The 20,005-nt window shown below is 62.8% G+C and carries 18 protein-coding genes and 1 pseudogene; 3 read left to right on the forward strand and 16 right to left on the reverse strand.

All coding sequences use genetic code 11. The features are described 5' to 3' along the window. Positions 1–109 precede the first annotated feature (109 nt). From MAFF_RS13080 to MAFF_RS13120, 9 genes are all read right to left on the reverse strand, one after another. The gene (locus MAFF_RS13080; RefSeq protein WP_010911392.1) at positions 110–1,174 is read right to left on the reverse strand and encodes an ABC transporter ATP-binding protein; all 1,065 of its coding nucleotides are present in this window, start codon (positions 1,172–1,174) and stop codon (positions 110–112) included. A gap of 30 nt (positions 1,175–1,204) precedes the next feature. Next, entirely contained in the window at positions 1,205–1,996 is a 792-nt protein-coding gene (locus tag MAFF_RS13085; protein WP_032931603.1) for an ABC transporter permease, read from the reverse strand. Next, positions 1,993–2,907 carry an ABC transporter permease gene (locus MAFF_RS13090; RefSeq protein WP_044548313.1) on the reverse strand — a complete coding sequence of 305 codons (915 nt, stop codon included), beginning with the start codon at positions 2,905–2,907 and terminating at the stop codon, positions 1,993–1,995. The genes MAFF_RS13085 and MAFF_RS13090 overlap by 4 nt, the downstream gene beginning before the upstream one ends. A gap of 78 nt (positions 2,908–2,985) precedes the next feature. After that, the gene (locus MAFF_RS13095; protein ID WP_010911395.1) at positions 2,986–4,092 is read right to left on the reverse strand and encodes an ABC transporter substrate-binding protein; all 1,107 of its coding nucleotides are present in this window, start codon (positions 4,090–4,092) and stop codon (positions 2,986–2,988) included. Between the two features lie 243 nt (positions 4,093–4,335). Further along, a complete protein-coding gene (locus MAFF_RS13100; protein ID WP_010911396.1) occupies positions 4,336–5,508 on the reverse strand; it encodes an iron-containing alcohol dehydrogenase in 1,173 nt (390 codons plus the stop codon). 18 nt (positions 5,509–5,526) lie between these two features. After that, complete coding sequence (locus MAFF_RS13105) at positions 5,527–6,915, reverse strand: aldehyde dehydrogenase family protein (RefSeq protein WP_010911397.1); 1,389 nt, start codon at positions 6,913–6,915, stop codon at positions 5,527–5,529. An 87-nt stretch (positions 6,916–7,002) separates the two neighbouring features. Further along, positions 7,003–8,373: a glutamine synthetase family protein gene (locus MAFF_RS13110; protein WP_027047383.1), complete on the reverse strand. Its 1,371-nt coding sequence runs from the start codon at positions 8,371–8,373 to the stop codon at positions 7,003–7,005. 87 nt (positions 8,374–8,460) lie between these two features. Beyond that, entirely contained in the window at positions 8,461–10,017 is a 1,557-nt protein-coding gene (locus MAFF_RS13115) for an amino acid permease (protein WP_010911399.1), read from the reverse strand. Between the two features lie 21 nt (positions 10,018–10,038). Next, entirely contained in the window at positions 10,039–10,857 is an 819-nt protein-coding gene (locus MAFF_RS13120) for an N-formylglutamate amidohydrolase (protein WP_010911400.1), read from the reverse strand. A gap of 135 nt (positions 10,858–10,992) precedes the next feature. Here MAFF_RS13120 and MAFF_RS13125 point away from each other — a divergent pair, with 135 nt between their 5' ends. Then, positions 10,993–11,820, forward strand: coding sequence for a MurR/RpiR family transcriptional regulator (locus tag MAFF_RS13125; protein WP_010911401.1), 828 nt, complete (start codon positions 10,993–10,995; stop codon positions 11,818–11,820). An 88-nt stretch (positions 11,821–11,908) separates the two neighbouring features. Here the strand turns inward: MAFF_RS13125 and MAFF_RS13130 are convergent, their stop codons facing one another. After that, the gene (locus MAFF_RS13130) at positions 11,909–12,679 is read right to left on the reverse strand and encodes an SDR family NAD(P)-dependent oxidoreductase (protein ID WP_044550887.1); all 771 of its coding nucleotides are present in this window, start codon (positions 12,677–12,679) and stop codon (positions 11,909–11,911) included. 159 nt (positions 12,680–12,838) lie between these two features. Here MAFF_RS13130 and MAFF_RS13135 point away from each other — a divergent pair, with 159 nt between their 5' ends. Both MAFF_RS13135 and MAFF_RS13140 read left to right on the forward strand, forming a co-directional pair. Continuing rightward, on the forward strand, positions 12,839–13,726 hold the full coding sequence (locus tag MAFF_RS13135; RefSeq protein ID WP_010911403.1) for a LysR family transcriptional regulator: 888 nt from the start codon (positions 12,839–12,841) through the stop codon (positions 13,724–13,726). A gap of 51 nt (positions 13,727–13,777) precedes the next feature. Next, positions 13,778–14,029: pseudogene (locus MAFF_RS13140) on the forward strand (hypothetical protein); the annotation flags it as partial. A gap of 3 nt (positions 14,030–14,032) precedes the next feature. Here the strand turns inward: MAFF_RS13140 and MAFF_RS13145 are convergent. The 6 genes from MAFF_RS13145 to MAFF_RS13170 form a co-directional block, all read right to left on the reverse strand. Next, positions 14,033–14,443 (reverse strand): GtrA family protein, encoded by a 411-nt coding sequence (locus tag MAFF_RS13145; protein ID WP_010911405.1) that lies wholly within the window; start codon positions 14,441–14,443, stop codon positions 14,033–14,035. Beyond that, positions 14,440–15,258 carry a ChbG/HpnK family deacetylase gene (locus MAFF_RS13150; protein WP_010911406.1) on the reverse strand — a complete coding sequence of 273 codons (819 nt, stop codon included), beginning with the start codon at positions 15,256–15,258 and terminating at the stop codon, positions 14,440–14,442. Before MAFF_RS13150 ends, MAFF_RS13145 begins: the two co-directional genes overlap by 4 nt. After that, positions 15,255–16,238 carry a glycosyltransferase family 2 protein gene (locus tag MAFF_RS13155; protein WP_010911407.1) on the reverse strand — a complete coding sequence of 328 codons (984 nt, stop codon included), beginning with the start codon at positions 16,236–16,238 and terminating at the stop codon, positions 15,255–15,257. The genes MAFF_RS13150 and MAFF_RS13155 overlap by 4 nt, the downstream gene beginning before the upstream one ends. After that, positions 16,231–17,412, reverse strand: a complete 1,182-nt coding sequence (locus MAFF_RS13160; protein ID WP_080512067.1) for a glycosyltransferase family 87 protein — start codon at positions 17,410–17,412, stop codon at positions 16,231–16,233. Before MAFF_RS13160 ends, MAFF_RS13155 begins: the two co-directional genes overlap by 8 nt. Before the next feature lie 218 nt (positions 17,413–17,630). Next, on the reverse strand, positions 17,631–18,668 hold the full coding sequence (locus MAFF_RS13165; RefSeq protein ID WP_044548315.1) for a zinc-binding dehydrogenase: 1,038 nt from the start codon (positions 18,666–18,668) through the stop codon (positions 17,631–17,633). A gap of 52 nt (positions 18,669–18,720) precedes the next feature. Beyond that, positions 18,721–19,962 (reverse strand): acyl-CoA dehydrogenase, encoded by a 1,242-nt coding sequence (locus MAFF_RS13170; RefSeq protein ID WP_032931613.1) that lies wholly within the window; start codon positions 19,960–19,962, stop codon positions 18,721–18,723. Positions 19,963–20,005: the final 43 nt, after the last annotated feature.

Here is a 20,005-nt window from a genome sequence, read left to right on the forward strand (position 1 = left end):
TGCCGGGCATTTCTCCCCGCATAGTGACGGGGAGAAAGACGCCGTCACTGAGGGTTTGCCAACGGCCGGTGCGGCGCATCAAAGACCGCTACGGATGACGTTCGCTCCGCTAGTGCAGCACCAGCATGTCGCCCGAAGAGAACGAAATCTCGGCCTTCTCGCCGACGGCGGGCGGCGGGGTGGCCGAGTTGTTGAACGTGTCGAGCGACACCGTATTGCCGCCGATGCCGACGCGGACCCGGATCACCGAGCCGAGGAAATGCACTTCGGATATCTCTCCGGTCAGGCTGGAGTCACGGCCAGGCTGGCGGCCAAGCGAGATCGCTTCCGGCCGCAGGGCCAGCGACAGCGTGTCGCCGGACTTCGAGCCGTTGAGCTTGCCCTTGAGCGAGACTTCCTGCGTGTTGACCTGAACCGTGCCGGCCGCGGCATCGGTGACCTTGCCTTCGAGCACGTTGAGCGTGCCGACAAAATTGGCGACGAATTTGGTCGCCGGCCGGTTGTAGATCTCGAACGGCGTGCCGACCTGCTCGGCCTTGCCGCCATACATGACGGCGATGCGGTCGGAGATCGACAGCGCCTCTTCCTGATCGTGCGTGACGAAGATGGTGGTGATGCCGAGCTTCTTCTGGATCGAGCGGATTTCCTCACGCAGCGACACGCGCACCTTGGCGTCCAGCGCCGACAGCGGCTCGTCGAGCAAAAGCAGCTTCGGCTTCGGCGCGATCGCGCGCGCCAGCGCGATGCGCTGCTGCTGGCCGCCCGAGAGTTGGTAGGGATAGCGGTCCGCCATCTGCGGCAGCTTGATGATGCCGAGCATCTCGGCGACACGGGCATCGATGTCCGCCCTGGGCATGCCGGCGACCTTCAGGCCGAAGCCTATATTTTGCGCCACGGTAAGGTTCGGGAACAGCGCGTAGGCCTGGAACACCATGCCGACATTACGCTGGTTGGGCTTCAGCCGGGTGATGTCCTTGCCAGCTACGACGATCTTGCCGGCTGTCGGCTCCTCGAAGCCGGCCACCATGCGCAGCACGGTGGTTTTGCCGCAGCCGGACGGCCCGAGGAACGAGACGAATTCACCCGGCTCGACGTCGAGATTGAAATCCTCCACCACCGTGGTGGCACCGAAGGATTTTCGCACGTGCTGGATGGAGAGAAACGGATCGGCCATGGTGTTGTTCTTTCGATCAGTACTTTTCGATCAATTGGGGCGGTTCGCCGAGCGCGGCGCGAAGCGGGACAGGATCTGGATCAGCGACATGCAGCCCCAGGTGATGGCGAAAGCTATGATGGCAAGGGCTGCCGGCTCATAGGCGCGGTTGGCGCCGATGTTCTGCAGATAAGGACCAAAGGCGGGCCGATTGAGCAGGCTGGCCATGGTGAACTCGCCAATGACGATCGCGAAGGTCAGGAACGCACCCGACAACACCGCGATCAGCACGTTGGGCAGGATAACGCGCGTGATGATCGTCGACCAGCCGGCGCCAAGGATCTGCGCCGCCTCCGTCAGCGTCCGCACGTCAATGGTCCTAAGCCCGGTGTCGACCGCACGGTACATATAGGGCAGCGACAGCGTGGCATAGCCGATGACCAGCAGGGCGTTCGTACCGGCGTCGCTTGCCAGGAACGGCAGCGGCGAATTCGATCCGTACATTCTGATATAGCCGAAGACGATGACGATTGCCGGGATAACCAGCGGCAGCAGCGTGATGAACTCGACGATTGGGCGCAGCTGTGGCAGGCGCAGCCGAATCCAGTAGGCGGCGGGCACGACGATCAGCACGCCGAGAATGATGGTGAAAACGGCGGCAAGCACCGAATAGCCGAACGAAGCCTGGAAGCGTGCATCGCCCAGCACGACCTTGTAGGCGTCAAAGGAATAGACGCCGCGCCGCATACGCATGGAGAACTCCACCGTCGCGATCAGCGGGATGAAGAAATAGGCCGCACCCAGCGCGAAAACGATCCAGGCCCAGAACTTTCCCGACTTCATTTCAGCCACCTCTCGGAACGGGTCCGGAACCAGATGTAGAAGACATTGGCCAGGCCGGTGATGAAGATCATGCCGAAGGCGATCGCATAGCCAAGATGGGCATTGTGCAGCACGTCGCCCCGAATTTGCGCATAGAGCAGGATCGGCACGATGTTGAGCGACGAGCCGGTCAGCGCATAAGCGGTGGCGATGGCGCCGAAGGCGTTGGCGAACAGCAGTATGACCGTACCGAGGAAGCTCGGCCAGATCACCGGGATGACCACCATGCGCCAGTATTGCGCCATGGTCGCGCCCAGCGTCGCGGCGGCCTCGCCCCACTCCTTCTTCAAGCCGTCGATTGCCGGCACGATAATCACCACCATCAGCGGAATCTGGAAGTAGACGTAGGTCAGCGTCAGCCCCCAGAACGACAGGATGTTGAAGCCGTGGGCGTAAATATTGAGGCCGAACAGGGTGTTCAGGAGCACCGTCGCAAGGCCGAGCCTACCGAGCGTGGCGAGAAAGGCGAAGGCCAGCGGCACGCCGGCGAAATTGGAAGCGACACCGGAGAAGGTCAGCGTAGCCGAGCGTATCCACTCCGGCAGACCGCCGCGCACGATGGCGATGGCGATGGCGAGACCGGCGAAGGCGCCAATCAACGATGAGGCAAGGCTGACCTTGATCGAGATCCAGTAGGCGGCAACGATCGACGGCTGCGCCAGTGCTGCGATGTTTTCGAGGGTGAACTCACCCGCATCATTCTGGAATGCGCCCAGCATCAGATAGAGCGTGGGCAGGATCAGGAACATGATGGCGAAGATGAAGAATGGCGCAACGCCAAGCCACTGCGTCGGCAGCCTCATGCTGCGCGCCTCGGCGGGAGGCGCGGTCTTCCCGGCAACAGCGTGGTCGGACATTGAGATATCGGTCATGCGCCGGCTACCGTCTTCGAGAGAAAGACTTTGAGAGAAAAACCGGGCGGCCGTGAAGCCACCCGGTGATTTCAACTGTTACTTAACGTTGGCGCCGACAACGGCGTCCCAGTTCTTGGTGATGGCTTCCTTGGCCTTGCCCTGCTCGTCGAGCGTCGGGAACACCGCTGCCGCATAGGACTCAGCAGGCGGCAGCTTGGCCAGCACGTCCGCCGGGATCTTGCCGTTCTTGGCCAGATCGTTGAAGCGGATCGGGTGGCAATAGCCCTTCAGCCAGGCGATCTGGCCTTCGTCGGAATACAGGTATTCCAGCCAGAGCTTGGCCGCATTCGGGTGCGGCGCGAAGGCGCTGATTGCCTGCACGTAGACACCGGCGACGACACCTGTCTTCGGCACGACGACGTCGACGGGCGGGTTGCCCTTCAGCGTGTCGCGACCGGCGAGCGCATTGTAGTCCCAGGTGACGAGGATCGGGGTCTGGCCCTGGGCCAGCGTCGCGGCCTTGCCAATGACCGGCACGAAATTGCCAGCGGCGTTGAGTTTCTTGAAGAAGTCGAGGCCAGCCGTGCCGGCGGCTTCGCCAGCTGCCGCACCACCGGAAAGGCCGGCGGCGTAGACCGCCTGGATGGCCTGGTTCGAAGCGCGCGGATCACCGGCAAGTGCGACCGAGTTGGCGAATTCCGGCTTCAGCAGGTCGGCCCAGTCCGTCGGCGAAACCTTCACCAGGTCCTTGTTCACCTGGAAGGAAAGCACACCGTAGTAATCGCCCGTCCAGAAGCCGTCGGCGTCCTTGGCGGTGTCGGGGATCGAGTCCCAGGTCGACACCTTGTAAGCCTGGATCAGACCGTCCTTCTTGGCGGACGGACCGAAAGACAGGCCGACGTCGATGACGTCGGGAGCCTGCGGGCCCTTGTTGTCCTTGTTGGCCTTGATCGCCTCGACCTCGTCGCCGGAGCCGGCATCGGGGTTGAGCTCGTTGATGGTGATTTCCGGATACTTCGCCTTGAAGCCGGCGATGACGTCGCCGTAACCGCACCAGTCATGCGGCAGCGCGATGGTGGTGAGCTGGCCTTCAGCCTTCGCGGCCTTGACGAGATCGTCCAGCGAAGCCGCGGACGAAATCACCGACGACACCATAAGGGTCGCGGCCGAGAGGGAAAGCACCTTCCCCGTGAATTTGAACATGTGTTCTCTCCGTTGAACTGACGCCGTTGGACGCCTGCGATGCGGTATCGTTTTGATGTGACAGCCAGATGAAAGCTTTATGAAACCATTGGCCGGCAGCAGAAAAAGTTAACTCTTTTTAACGGGCTGTAGCAATTAGCCATCACTTATTTTTCCGGCTAATCACTTTCAGCCTTGCATTTCATCCTTTCCCCCTTGGTTAGCCCTGATTTTCCAGATCAATTTCCGGCGATGACGAGACCGTCAGATCGTGCCGGCGATAGCGTTTTCCAGCAGCGTCAGCGCCGCCTTCTTGGTCAGCTTGACCGGGTTGCCGCCGGCGGTCGGATCGACCACCGCCATGTCGGCGATCAGCGCCTTGCGCTTCTTGTCCATGTCGAGCCCCTTGATCAGGCCCGGCAGCGCGTGCGGCACCTTCAACTCCTTGCGCAGCTTGATGATCGCCTTGGCGAAGCCGTCGAAGCCGCCCTTGATGCCGCAATAGGCGGCGAGCCGGGCGATACGCTCCTCGATGGAGTCACGATTGAAGGCGAGCACATAAGGCATGAACACCGCATTGGTCATGCCGTGATGGGTGTCGTAGAGCGCGCCGATCGGGTGCGACAGCGAGTGGATGGCGCCCAGCCCCTTCTGGAAGGCGGCGGCGCCCATGGCGGCCGCGCTCATCATATGGGCACGCGCGACCAGGTCCTTGCCGTTGGCATAGGCCTTCGGCAGGTTTTCAAACACCAGCCGGATGCCTTCCACCGCGATGCCGTCAGCCATCGGATGGTAACCCGGCGCGCAATAGGCCTCGAGGCAGTGGGCAAGCGCATCCATGCCGGTGCCGGCGGTGATGAAGGCGGGCATGCCGACCGACAGTTCCGGATCGGCAATGACGATCGCCGGCAAGAGCTTCGGATGGAAGATGACCTTCTTGGTGTGCGTCTCCTCATTGGTGATGACGCCGGCGCGGCCGACTTCCGAGCCGGTGCCGGCCGTCGTCGGCACGGCGATGATCGGCGCGATCGCATCCGAATTGGCGCGCGTCCACCAGTCGCCGACATCCTCGAAATCCCACACCGGCCGCGTCTGGCCGGCCTGGAAGGCGATCAGCTTGCCGAGATCGAGCGCCGAGCCGCCGCCGAAGGCGATGACGCCGTCATGCTTGCCCTTCTTGAACACGGCGATGCCGGCGGTGAGGTTGGAATCGACCGGATTCGGCTTCACCTCGGAAAACACACCGTAAGGCACCTTGGCATCGTCGAGGATCTTCAGCGTCGAAGCGACGACCGGCAGTTTCGCCAGGCCCGGATCGGTGACGAAGAGCGGCCGCTTGATACCGGTGGCCTCGAGCACCTCAGGCAATTCCTTGATACGCCCGGCGCCGAAGCGGACGGTGGTGGGGTAGTTCCATTTGGAGATGAGTTTGGACATTTTTTGTCTTTCGAAAAATCAGATGGCTTCGCGCAGGTGGAAGGATTTCGGCCGGGTCAGATTGTCGTAGCCGATGGCCGACAGTCCCGCGCCCTTTCCGGTGTCCTTGACGCCGGTCCAGACCAGCGCCGGATCGAGGTAGTCGCAGCGGTTCATGAACACCGTGCCGGTCTCGACGCGGTTGCCGATCGCCACCGCGTGCTCGGTATCGCGCGTCCAGATAGAGGCCGTCAGCCCATAGGCGCTGTCGTTCATCAGCGCGATCGCTTCCTCGTCGTTGCGTACCTTCATGATGCCGACGATCGGGCCAAAGCTTTCCTCGCGCATGACGCTCATCTGGTGGTCGACTTCGGTCAGCACTTCCGGCGCCAGATAGGGCGAACCGGCCTTGTCGTTAGCCATCTTCATGTTGATGTGCGCCTTGGCGCCCTTGCGCAGCGCTTCGGCCTTTTGCTCGCGGATCAGGTCGGCGAAACGCGCCTGCGCCATCGGCCCCATCGTCGTCGTCTGTTCCAGCGGATTGCCGACGACATAGTTTTTCGTCTCGGCGATGAAGCCTTCGACGAACTCGTCATAGACCTTTTCATGGACATAGACGCGCTCGATGCCGCAGCAGCACTGGCCGGAATTGTAGAAGGCGCCGTCGACCAGATTGGCCACCGCATGGTCCATCTTGGCGTCGGGCAGAACATAGGCCGGGTCCTTGCCGCCAAGCTCGAGGCCAAGCGTCATGAAGGTGCCGGCCGCCGCCCTTTCGATGGCGCGGCCGCCGCCGACCGAACCGGTAAAGTTCACATGGTCGATCTTGCCGGAGCCGAGCAGCTTTTCGGTCTGAGCATGGTTGAGCACGACATTCTGGAACACGCCCTTTGGCAGGCCGGCTTTGTCGAAGGCTTGCTGAAAACGCTCGCCGACCAGCAGCGTCTGCGCCGCGTGCTTGAGGATGACGGCGTTGCCGGCCATCAGCGCCGGCACGATGGTGTTGACGGCGGTCAGGTAAGGATAATTCCACGGCGCGATCACCATGACGACGCCGAGCGGATCCTTCTTCACGTAACGGCGAAACCCATCCTTCGGGTTTGAGGCCGGCACGGATTTCAGCGCCTGTTCGGCGATCTCGACCATGTAATTGGTGCGTTCCTTGACGCCACCGAACTCGCCGCCATAGCGCACCGGACGCCCCATCTGCCAGGCGATTTCCGGCACGATCTCGTCGGTCATCGCGACCAGCGCTTCGAGCATCGCCAGCATGTATTTGCCGCGCTCGACGATCGGCGTCTCGGCCCATTTCTCCTGCGCCGCCTTGGCGCGCTCGACCGCGGCATTGACCGCCTGGTCCGTTGCCACGGGCCGCTCGGCATAGATCGAGCCATCGATGGGGGATTTCAACTTGACCGTTTCGGTCATTCCTTCAGTCCTCGCACTTCATAAAATCTTGATTTTGACGCCGCCCGCCATTCCTGCGATGGCCAAGGGCGGCAACGCCGACATAGTTTAGTATCGCTCGAACCCCCTGTGCAGTTCCCAATCCGTAATGCGGCGGTCGTATTCGAACTGCTCCCACTTGGCGGTGTGGACATAATGTTCGAGCACATCCTCGCCGAGCGCCTGCTTCAGCATCTTCGACTTGGCCAGCGTTTCGGTGGCGTCGCGCAGCGTCTTCGGAATCTCGGGCAGACGAGACGCCTGATAGGCATCGCCGACGAAAGGTTTTTGCAGTTCGAGCTTCTCATCGATGCCGGCGAGCCCGGCTGCGATCAGCGCCGCGAAGGCGAGATAGGGATTGAGGTCGGCGCCGCCGATGCGGCATTCCATGCGGATGCCCTTGGTGCCCTCGCCGCACAGGCGGAAACCGGCGGTGCGGTTGTCCTCGCTCCACATGATCTTGGTCGGTGCGAAAGTGCCGGCCTGGAAGCGCTTGTAGGAGTTGATGTAGGGCGCCAGGAACCAGGTGAATTCCTTGGCGTATTTGAGCTGGCCGGCCGCCCATTGCTGGCCGAGTGTCGACAGCGTCCAGTCCGCCTTCTTGTCGAAGAACAAAGGCGTCTTGCCGTCGGCGCTCCACAGCGAATTGTGGATGTGGCTGGAATTGCCGGCGAGCCCGTAATTGTACTTGGACATGAAGGAGATGGCCTTGCCTTCGGACTCGGCGATCTCCTTGGCGCCATTCTTCAGGATGACGTGGCGGTCGGCCATGTCGAGCGCCTCGGCATAGCGCACATTGATCTCTTCCTGGCCCGGGCCCCACTCGCCCTTGGAATTCTCGATCGGGATGCCGGCCGCTTCCATCTCGTTGCGAAGCCGACGCATGACGCCTTCTTCCTTGGTGGTGATGCCGATCTGATAGTCGCCGATATAGGGCGAGGCGGTATCGAGGCCCTGCCAGTGTTTCTTGCGGGCGGAATCATAGGTCTCGTTGAACAGGTAGAATTCCAGCTCGGAAGCGAAATAGCCGATATAGCCGCGCTCGGAGAGCCGCTTGACCTGCTTCTTCAGGATGGCGCGCGGCGAATGCGGCAGGTCGTCATGGGTGTGGTGATCGAGCACGTCGCAGATCACAAGTGCTGTCTTTTCGAGCCACGGAATGCGCCGCAGCGTGGCCAGGTCCGGCTTCATGACGAAGTCGCCATAGCCCTTCGACCAGCTCGCCGCCTTGTAGCCGGGCACCGGCTCCATATCGATGTCGGCGGCCAGCAGATAGTTGCAGCCATGCGTTTCGTCATGCGCGGAATCGACGAAGTACTGCGCCAGGAACCGTTTTCCCGCCAGCCGGCCCTGCATGTCGACGATGCAGGCCAGCACCGTGTCGATCTCACCGCTGGAGACCGCTTTCTTCAACTGATCGAACGAGAAATTTCCGGCCATTCCTTTGGCACTCCAGCGCTTGGTCATTGAAAGGGATAAACGAAACCATGGCCGGCACGATGCCGGCCATGGCCTTGATGGGAGAAGTCAGTTGCCGGTTTCGCCGACCGCCTGTTCCGCTGCCTTGATCGCCGCCTGGCGCGCCGCGATGATGTCGCCGAGCGGCGGGCCCTGGAAGCGGTTGCGCTCGAAGGCGAACCAGACGATCGCCGTCAGGATGAAGAAGCCTACGGTGATGTAGAGCGCCCAGTCGTTCGGCGGCTGGATGCCGATGACGAAGATCAGGATCATCGACACGATCGACAGGACGGCAAACAGCATGAACACGCCGCGCCCCATGTTCCACGGGCCCATCTTGTCCCACTTCGGCGTGCCCCAGGCCAGCATGCCGAGCACGATCGGCACGGTGAAGGACAGGAACAGGAAGATGACGGTGCACGACACCACTATGGTGTAGGCCGAGGTGCCGGCGACCGAAACCAGCGTCGAGCCCCAGACGAACAGCACCGACAGGATCGACGCCGTCCAGATCGCCGCCACAGGCGTGCGGTAGGTCGGGCTGACCTTGGCGAGCGCCGCCGAGCCGGGCAGGCCGCCGTCGCGCGAGAAGGCAAAGATCATGCGCGAGGCCGACGTCACCGTGGCGAGACCGCACAGCAACTGCGATACGAACACGACGAGATAGACGAACTCCTTGATGCCGGAGGGAACGCGCTGGTCGAAGGCCCAGAAGAACACGTTCCAGCCCTGCTTGGCGGCATCGTCCATGTTCGGGATCATCAGCACGAAAGCAGCCAGGAACAGATAGCCGAAGAGGGCCGACCAGACGACCGACATGACCATGGCGCGCGGCACGGAAGAGGCCGCCTTGATGGTTTCTTCCGATGTGTGCGCGGAAGCGTCGTAGCCGGTGATCGTATAGATCGGCAGCAACAGGCCGAGCGCGAACACCCAGGCATTCGAAACCGACGGCCAGACACCGCCGCCAGCGTCACCGGAATAATTGTGGAAGGTGAAGAGACGGCTGACATCCCAATGCTCGGCGAAAATCAGGCAGACGACCGCGATCAGGATAGCGCCGAAGAAGATCAAATAGCCCGAGAAGTCGGTCAGCTTTGCCGTCAGCTTGATGCCGAGATGGTTGATCAACGCCTGGAGACCGGTGACCACGACCAGGAAGATCATCTGGTTGGTCAGCGAACCGTCAATTCCCAGCGCAGGTCCGAAGGCGCCGATGAAGAACGTCCAGGTGCCGACATTGATGGCGCCGAGCACGGTGATCAGGCCAAGCAGGTTGAGCCAGGCCGTCACCCAGCCGGTGCCGCGGTTGCCGAGGATCGAACCCCAGTGATAGAGGCCGCCGGCCGTCGGATAGGCCGAGCTGATCTGCGACATGGCCACCGCGAAGGTTAGCGACACGAAGCAGCCGACCAGCCAGCCGATGCCGATGCCGATGCCGCCGGCGCCGGAGGTGGCTTGCGCCAGTGAATTGATGCCGCCCGACAGGATGCAGATGATGGAGAAGGAAACCGCGAAATTCGAAAAGCGGCTGAGGCGCCGCTCCAGTTCCTGGGCGTAGCCCATGCTGTGGAGGGCCTTTACGTCCTCCGCCTTGTCAACGTCTGTATAACCCGGTGCTGCCATTGGAAGTCCCCTGTTTGTTTCTCAGCTGGCCGATTGGACTGACTTTCTGACTGAATGCGATCTGGGCCGCGTGGCCTCCTCAGGTTCCAGATCCGAAAAAATGCCTGTGAGCAGATCCGCCCATTTCCGCTGCCCGGTCTCACCGGAGATTTCATCGTTGCGGATTTCGATCATCGCGCAGGGCAGCCCGCGCGAGCGTGCATGCCGTTCCAGCGTGAAATAGACGCGATCGGCCGGCGAATAGGGTTCGTTGATACCGACGGTGACGCCGGCAAGTCGCTTGAGCGCCGATATCAGCGGCGACGCCAGCCGGCGATCCTCGTCATGGATGATGCCGATATGCCAGGGCCGGTCGCGGCCCTTGTAGACCGGCGTGAAGGAATGCACGGAAACCAGCCGGGTCTCCTGGCCGCGCGCCAGCCTCTCCTCGACGATGCGTTCGATGGTAGTGTGAAATGGCTGCCAAGACAGGGCGATCCGCGCCGCGCGCTGCTTTTCCGACAGGCCGGCATTGCCGGGTATGGCTGTCGTCTCGCTGAGCTGCGGCACCAGGTCCGGCGCGTCGAGCGGCCGGTTGCAGTCGATGACGAGACGCGAAATGCAGGTTTCGACCAGCGTCGCATCGAGCGCTTGCGCCATGCGCGTTGCCACCGGCAGCGCGCCGGGGTCCCAGGCGATGTGACGGGACAGGTCTTCGGCGGCAAGACCGAGCGTACCGAATTCGACGGGCAGGAAATTAGAGGCGTGGTCGCAGGTCAGCACGAAGGGGCTCGATCCGCCCGGGTTCGTCACCCTCACGGTACCGGACGATGCAAGGCTGGCGGGCCGTGCTTTCTCCATAGTCTGCCGTCCCCGGGGAGCGCTGTATCGTATGTTACGTATTTTGCCTCATTGCGTCCCTACGGATGATTTCATACAGTTTACCCGGCTTTGTCAAATGCGATCTCATGGGCCAGGCCAAGGGGTGGGGAAAAGATGATTTCCAGCATTGCCGAACTGATCGCCGACCGCATCGGCACGATGCCGGCCGGCGAACGGCGCGCGGCCCAGACGCTGATCGCCAGCTATCCGATGATCGGCCTGAAGACGGTCGCCGAATTCTCGACGGCGGCCGGCGTCTCCTCGCCGACGATCCTGCGTTTCGTGGCCCGGCTCGGCTTCCAGAATTATCCGGAGTTCCAGTCGAGCCTGCAGGACGAACTGGCGGCGCAGCTGCAGTCGCCGGCGATACGCACGCTCAACCCGCCCTCGCCCGGTGGCGGCACGGTCTCGCCGATGCTGGAAGCGACGCTCGACAATATGCGCGAGACCTTCCGCCACCTCTCCGACAAGCAGTTGGCGGACATCGCCACACGGCTTGCCGACCGGCGTGGCAAGACATTCCTCATCGGCGGCCGCTTCACCGATCCGCTGGCGCGTTACATGGCCGCCCACCTCGCCGTTATCCAGCCCGATGTCTTTCACCTCGCCGGACAGGAGAGCATGTGGCGCGACCGGCTGATCGACATGGGCAAGCGCGACGTGCTGGTGATCTTCGACATCAGGCGCTACCAGGACAGCCTCGTCCGCTTTGCCGAGAAGGCGCATCAGCGCGGCGTCCAGATCGTGCTGTTCACCGATCAGTGGCTGTCGCCGATTGCCCGCTTTGCCCGCCATGTCATCGCCGGACGCACGGCAGTACCGTCGGCATGGGATTCCTCGGCTGCCCTGTTCGTCGTCGCCGAAACGCTGATCGGTGCCGTCACAAGGCAACTGGAAGCCGACGGCGCCAAACGCATCCGCGAGATGGAAAGTCTGCGCTAGATCCTCGTTCTTGTCGGATTGGTGGCCGCCGGGGCGGTGCGCGCCGGCGGACCGAGGCCGTGGCCGGGCCAAGTTGCGGTCGGCACGATCAGGCGATCGAATAGCCGCCATCGGCAAGCAGGCCGTGGCCGGAGACGAACGAAGCATCATCCGAGGCGAGGAAGGCCACGACTGCCGCCATCTCTTCGGGCGACCCCGCCCGGCCTGGTACGGTCGATGCGGCAAAGGCGTCCTTTGCCTCGGCGCTCGGCCAGATGCGATCCTGGAACGGCGTGTCGATGATGCCGGGATTGATGGCGTTGACGCGGACGCCTTGCTTGAACAGTTCGATCGACGCGGTCTTCGTCAGGCCGAGAACAGCGTGCTTGCTGGCGATGTAGAGGCCTGCGTTGGCGAAGCCGATCACGCCCCCCATGGAGGCGTTGTTGATGATGGCGCCGCCCCCCTGGGCCAGCATCGCCTTCGCCTCGTGCTTCATCGACCAGAAGACACCGCGGACGTTGGCGTTGAAGATGGTGTCATAGGTTTCGTTGGTTTGGTCGACGAATGGCGAAAACATGCCCTCGGTGCCGGCATTGTTGAAGGCGATGTCGATCCGGCCGTAGGTCGAGATCGTTTTGGCGACCAGGTCGATCACGCTGTGCTCGACATTGACGTCGGCAACCACAGCGGTGGCTTCAAAGCCTTCGTTCTTGATGTCGGCGACGAGAGTTTCAATTTCAAAAGCGCGCCGGGCGCTCGCAATCACCTTTGCCCCACGGCGCGCCAGTTCAACGGCGGTGGCGCGGCCAATGCCGGAACTCGCTCCTGTAATGAGTGCGACCTTATCTTCAAGTGTCTTGAACGGCGTCTTGGTCATGATGACCTCCATCTGTTGAATGCCTCGCCCGGCCGGGCGCCAATTTGATGGGCCCAATCTGCCGGTCCTCGTCATCTAAGCGGTCCGGATAGTGATGATTAGTCGATGAATTTTAACTAGAGTAGTGAATGTAAGATATTAATTGGGGCACACTGCATCATGCACGGAACCGAGCTTGCCGAGTTGTCGACCTTCCTGGCTGTCGCCCGCCACAGGAGCTTCAAGCAGGCCGCGGTCGAGCGGGGCGTGGCGGCTTCGGCGATCAGCCACACGATCCGTAGCCTGGAGGAACGCGTCGGCGTGCGGCTGTTCCATCGCACCACACGCAGCGTATCGCTGACCGAAGCGGGCGCACGATTTCTCTCAGAGCTGCATCCCGCCTTTGGCCAGATCGAAAAAGCGCTCGACAGTCTCAATTCCTTCCGGGGTACGCCGTTCGGCACGGTTCGGATCAACGTCCCCAACTCGATCGCACCCTTTGTCCTGCATGACGTGATGGGACCATTGCTCAAACAGAATCCGGGCCTCCACCTCGACATTGTGGCAACGGACAGGCTGGTCGACATCGTCGAGGGCGGCTTCGACGCTGGTATCCGCTTTGGCGAGCGGCTGATGCAGGACATGATCGCCGTTCACATCAAGCCGACCCTGCGCTTCTCGGTCGTCGGCTCCCCCGATTACCTTGCCGGGCGCAAGACACCAGTCATGCCCGCCGACCTGCGCGAACACGCTTGCATTCGGTATCGCTATCCGAGCGGCGCTATCTACAACTGGCAGTTTGAGAAGAATGGCGAGGCTGTTGATGTTGAAGTCAATGGCCCCGTCACTCTCGATGACCAGGAACTGATGGTCGAGGCCGCGCTACAAGGCTGTGGCCTTGCCTATGTCTGGGACAACCGGGTGATGCGTCACTTGGCAAGCGGCGCGCTAATCCGCTGCCTGGATGATTGGTGTGCCCCGGACGATGGCTTGTTTCTCTATTACCCCAGCCGGCGGTATCTCTCAGCCGGCCTGCGCGCCCTGATCGATATGCTCAAGACCGGCTAGCTAGCGTAGCGGATTTGGAGTTCCTGCTCTATCGCGCCTATCCAACGTTGGGTGCGCGAGGCGATCGAGCAGGCCTCGATCATCCGGGCGCGCCCGGCGGGTGATGACGATGATCTGCACCGTGCTCGGCGGCCTGCCGCTGGTGCGGGCGAGACTCGGCTGGCCACCATCTCGACACTGTTCCTGACGCCGGTCGCCTATCTCCTGCTTGGCCGCTTCCTCACAGCGAAGACCCATGAAGAAACACGCCTCCAGTGTGAGCTCGAGGAAGCCGCCTATGTCGGTGCGGAGCCGGCGCAGTAGCCGTTATTTCAGCAACCGGCCTTCGATCGACCAGCGCGCCGCAAGGAAGTTCAACACCGCCGCCACGATGACACCGCCGATCTTCGCCGGCCACACGCCGGCAATACCGGCGAAAAGCGCGATCGACAGGCTGGAGACGCCGAGCGAAATCAACGCCCCAAGCGAGACGAAACGCAGGAAAGCGTCATGCAGCCGGATGGCCTGGTTGCGCTCGAACGACCAGAAGCCGTTGGCCACGAAAGAGAAGATGACGGCGATCGACCATGAGATGACATTGGCCGGCAGCGGCGGGACATGCAACTTGAGCAGCAGAAAAAAGCCGGCGAGGTCGATGGCCGTGTTCGCCAGCCCGACAATGGCAAAACGGATGATCTTGCTGCCTGTCGAACGGCGGGGCTGGTCGGCGCCGCTCATCCCTTGCCGTCCATGATCTCGACACCGGCGCGGGCGAGGCTCGCACCGAACGCGTCGGAGGCCAGCACCGCGTATTCCACCTCACGCACGCCTTGCATCGGGTCGCGCGCCCGCAGCGTCTCGTCGACATGGCCGGGATGGCACATGAACAGGCCTCGTTCTGGCAGTGTCTCGACAGCGGCCTGCAGAACTGGAGCAAATCTCTCGGGCTGCCGCCAGTCATAGATGCCGGTCAGCGGCGCGAAAAGGGTGAAGCCGGCGCGTGTCATCGAGCGGTTGAAGCCGGCGGCCACGGCAGCGATCGCCGCGACTTTCGGCGCCACGGCGGCATTGCCCAAGGCAGGCGCGCCGCGCAGCGCCGGCCTGCCGCTGGTTTCGGAAAACTGTCCCCGCAGCCATGTGCGCACGACCGGCAGAAAATGCACATGCTGATGCCCGTCGATGAAGTCAGGCTGGCGGCCAAGCGCCTCGACGAAGCGGCTGTACTGCGCGCTGAGCTCGGCATGGACATCCCGCTCGTCAATTTTGCCGCGCAGCACCGGCAGCGCCAGCAAACGCAGCGGCGGCAGCCGGCCTTCCGGCGCCAGGCTCGACGGGCCGGTGAAAGCCGGTTGATCCGTCAGGGTCAGGTGCAGCCCGACCGCCGCGCGGCCGCACAGCGGCTTTATGCGCGCCGCGGCATCAGGCCATTCCGGAAAGCCGGTCATGCAGCTGGTGCCGGTCAGGCGGCCGCGATCGAGCAGGTCGAGAATTCCGGCGGAAACGCCGGGCGCCAGGCCGTAGTCATCGGCGATCAGGCGGATGCGCCGCCTCATGCGCCGGACGCGCCTGGCGGCCTGTCCGAAACGTCGGCGCGCACGACATCGCGCACGATATACACCGGCCGGTCTTTGCTTTCAGAAAGCGTGACCCAGACATATTCGCCGATTAGGCCGAGCAAGGTGAGGTTGAGGCCGCCGAGCAGGACGACGGCGACCATGAGGCTGGGGTAGCCGGGGACGGCGATGCCGTAGAACAGCACCTCGAAGAACACCTTGGCTCCGTAGATCATGCCGGCCAACGCCGCCAGCATCCCGCTCAGGCTGATGATGCGCAGCGGGATGACGGAAAAGGACGTAAACCCTTCCAGCGAGAAGGCGATCAGGTTGAGCCGGCTCCATTTCGACGTGCCGGTGACACGATTCTCCGGCGAATAGGGCATGGCTTTCTGGCGGAAGCCGGCCCAGGCGAACAGGCCTTTGTTGAAGCGCCTTTTGTCGCGCAGGCTGGTCAGCGCGCGCACCACCGCACCGCGCATGACGCGGAAGTCGCCAGCATTTTCCGGAATGTCGAAACGCTGGCTGCTGTTGATCAGGCTGTAGAACAGCTTCGCCAGCTGGCTGCGCCGCCAGCTGGCCTCGCGGCGGTCATTCTGTGCGTAGACGACGTCGATATCCGGATTTTCCACCAGCTCGGCGATCATCTTCAGGCTGGTGTCCATCGAATGCTGGAGGTCGGCGTCCATGACCAGTGCCATTGCGCCGCGCGACTGGTCGAGGCCGGCGAGCACCGCGACCTCCTTGCCGAAATTGCGGCTGAGCCGCACGATTTCCCAGGAACCCGACAGCGCCTGTGAAAACCGCTCGGCGCCGTCGTCGCGGCTGCCATCGTCCACCAGGATCTTGTGGACTTGCATGTCGAAACGCTGCGACACCTCGGCTTCGAGCTTGTCGAGCAATGCGGCAAAGGCCGATGCCGATTGCGCCTCGTTCAAGAACGGCGCCACGATATCGAGAACAGGCCGCGACTCAGCCATTTGCGACAGGCCTTTCCTTCATCACCTTGTCTCGCGCCACCTTGCCTCGCGCCTCGCCCCAGAACCACCAGATCAGGGAACCGGCAATGAGGGTGACCGCGATTGGCCGGAACCAGGGGTACAGGAAATCATGGATGTGACGTTCGACGCCCGTCAATCCGGTCAGGAACAGCATCACAGACAGCACCGAAGCCAGGACACCGCCTCGTTCCTCGCGCCACAACAGGGCGATAGCGAGACCGGCCGGCACGGCGATCATGGCATAGGTGTTGGGCTCGACGCGCGGGTTGAAGACGCACATGTAGAAGGTGGCCGTCAGGAAGATGGCGAGACCAGCTCTTCCGCGTTCGAGCTTGCGGTCGAACCAGATGACGGCTGAAAGCGTGAACAGGGCCATGACGATGCGAACGATCGTGGCGGCGAATTCCGGGATGGGCAGCCCGATTTTGGTGAAGGGCGCCGTGAAGTCGGTGGGAACAAAATGGCTGGTGTTGTCGACAGCCATCGAGGTCAACATCCCGCCAAAAACACGATACTGGTCATTGAGATAGCTCGCGGGAACGAAGGCGTAGGGCAAGGCGAGCACGAACAGCACCGCCAGCACCAGCACCGGTATCAGCCGCAGGCGCAGGGCGCCGACCAACAACAGCATGATGATCGCGGTCGGCTTGGCGATGATGGCGACCGAAGCCCAGAAGAAGGTTTCGGCACGCCGTCCTTCAAGCGCCGACAAGGTGAGAAGCCAGCAGGCGCCGGTCAACAGGATCGTCGCCTGGCCGTTGCGGATCGCCCCCAGCGCCATGGGCAAGGCAAGGAACAGCCCGAAGGAAAGCAGCCATGGCAATTCCTCGCCGCCGAGCTTGCGCACCTGCCGCATCGCCGCAAAGGTCAGCACCGCGAAGCCGATAACATGCCAGACCAGGCCGCCCAGATGCGGGCCGAGCTTCACAAACGGAACATAGAGCGCAGCAAAGGCTGGCGCGTAGAGATACCCCATCTCGGACTGGGTATTGTAGAGCGGCTGGCGGGCCAGCAGCGCCTCACTGCCGTCTACATAGGCTTGCCAGACCGTCCGCGTGTGGGGAGACCACAAGACCAGGACAAGAACGATCAGGAACGCCCCGATCCACAGGCCAAATCCCAAACGGTCGAAAACCGGCTTGGACATCGTCATCAAGACACCCCGCGACATCCGGAAACAGGCTCAGTCCAGCACTGTCCCGGCATTCGATGGCGGCGGCATATCACGGACAAAGCGGCGAGGCATAGAGGGCTGAAGGACGCGGTTGTGATCTCGGCGGGCCGCCGCGGATGGCTGGACGCCCGGGCATCCTAGTCGGAAAGAGGCTCCGAAAGCCTCGTATTCGGCTTCCGGCGCCGCTTCGAACAGCATCAAGGCCGGATGAAAACCTTGCCGTTGGGCTTGGTGAGTTCCGCCGGCACCCACGCGATAGCCTCGGCGAGCGGCACGACGGCCGTCACGTCGGTCGACCAGCGTCCGTCGGAGAAACGCTTCTGCGCTTCAAGGATCGCCGGACCGCGCCGCTCTTTGAATTGCCGCATCCATTCGCTCAACCAGAAACCCTCAATGTGCTTGTGCTGGAAGATCAGTTGGCCAGGCTCCCGGATGACGGTGGCATCCGGGTCGAGCCGGCCGTAGATGATCCAGCGCGCCCGTTTCGGCATCGCATTGAAGATGGCCGAGGCCAGCGGCCCGGTGACCGCATCGAGGAAGATGCGCGGTTGCTCCGCCTTCATCACCTCGCGCAGCGTGGCCTCGAAATCCGGCGCTTTCTCGTTGAGCACATGGGCAGCGCCAATGTCCTTCAGCAGCGCGATCTGCTCATCGCGGCGCACGGTGACGATAGGCCGGAACCCTTCTTCCTTGGCCAGGCCGATGATCAGCTTGCAAAGCTGGCTGGCGCCGGCGGTCATGACGAAGGCCTTTTCGCCCTCCTGCTTGACGATGTCGAACATGGCGATCGCGGTAAGCGGATTGACGATCATCGCAGCGCCGTCTTCGTCGCGCACCGTGTCGAGCAGCGGAATGCAGGCCGCCGCTTCGGCGACGGCATATTCAGCCCACGAGCCCCAGTTGCTGAGGCCGGTGGCGAAAGCAACGCGCTTACCGACGAGGCTCTTGGCATAGGGCTCGTCACCGCCGGCGACGATCGTGCCGACCCCCTCGAAGCCGGCCGGCCGGCCCTTGACGCGCGGCTGGCCGTACTGACCCTTGATGAAGGCGACATCGGATGGGTTGATAGAGGCCAGGTTGACCTTGATCAGCACCTGGCTCGGTCCGGGCGCCGGCACCGCGATGCGGCCCTGCTCGAGATAGGGCTCCATCGCCTCGAGCGCACTGCCGCTCGGCGTCTTGGTGTAGCCGTCGCCGACCAGGAGCAACGCCTTCATTTCGGAGGGAATGGTCATCGGTGACACTCCTTGGTTGTCGACAGAAGGCTCATGGTAGAGCCGCGGCTGCTCAGAGCTTCTCCTGCGTGTACTTCTTCAGCTCCGTCCGCGCCACCTGCCGGCGATGCACGGCGTCCGGCCCGTCGGCGAGGCGCAATGTCCTCAGATGCGTCCACGACCGCGCCAGCGGCGTGTCCTGGCTGATGCCTTGCGCGCCGAACATCTGCACCGCCTCGTCGGTGATCCTCAACGCGACGCGCGGCGCGATGACCTTGATCTGGCTGATCCAGGGCGCGGCGGCGCGCGCATCGCCCTGGTCGATCATCCACGCCGCCTTGAGGCAGAGCAGCCGGGCCATCTCGATCTCCATGCGGCATTCGGCGATGATGTCGAAATTGGCGCCGAGTTTGGCCAGCTTCTGGCCGAAGGCCTCACGGCGCACGGAGCGCTGGCACAGCATCTCCAGCGCCATCTCGGCCTGACCGATGGCGCGCATGCAGTGATGTATGCGGCCGGGACCGAGCCGCCCTTGCGCGATCTCGAACCCCCTGCCCTCGCCGAGGATCAGGTTCGAGGCGGGCACACGCACATTGTCGAAGCGCAGGTGCATATGGCCATGCGGCGCGTCGTCGTCGCCGTAAACCTGCATGGCGCGGAGCTTGGTCACGCCTTTCGTGTCGGAAGGCACCAGGATCATCGAATGGCGGCGGTGCTGCGGCTCGCCGTCGCCGCCGGTCCGCACCATGACGATGTAGATGGCGCAGCGCGGGTCGCCGGCCCCCGAGGCCCACCATTTCTCGCCATTGAGCACATAATCGTCGCCCTGCCGCTCGCAGCGCATCCCAATGTTGGTGGCGTCGGACGAGGCGACATCAGGCTCGGTCATCAGATAGGCCGAGCGGATTTTTCCATCCAAAAGCGGCTCGAGCCACTCCTTCTTGTGGTCGGCCGAGCCGTAACGCTCCAGCACCTCCATATTGCCGGTGTCGGGCGCCGAGCAGTTGAAGGTTTCGGCGCCGAGATGCGCCTTGCCCATCTCCTCCGCCAGATAGGCGTATTCGACGGTGGACAGGCCGTAGCCGCGTTCGGAGCCGGTCAGCCAGAAATTCCACAGACCGCGCTCCCTGGCGGTCTTCTTCAGCCCTTCGAGGATTTCACTCTGGCGTGGGCTGTACACCCAGCGGTCGCCCGCCTTGCCCACCTCGCCCAGGAATTCCTTGTCGAGCGGCATGATCTCGTCACGTACCATGGCCGCGACGCGCGCGTGGATCGGCTTCAGCCGCTCGGTCATGCCGAGATTCATCTCCGTCATCGGTCGCTAACCCTTCATAGAGGCCCGGCAATTTACCCGTGGC

The organism is Mesorhizobium japonicum MAFF 303099 (assembly GCF_000009625.1).
In the GTDB taxonomy this organism is placed as follows: domain Bacteria; phylum Pseudomonadota; class Alphaproteobacteria; order Rhizobiales; family Rhizobiaceae; genus Mesorhizobium; species Mesorhizobium japonicum.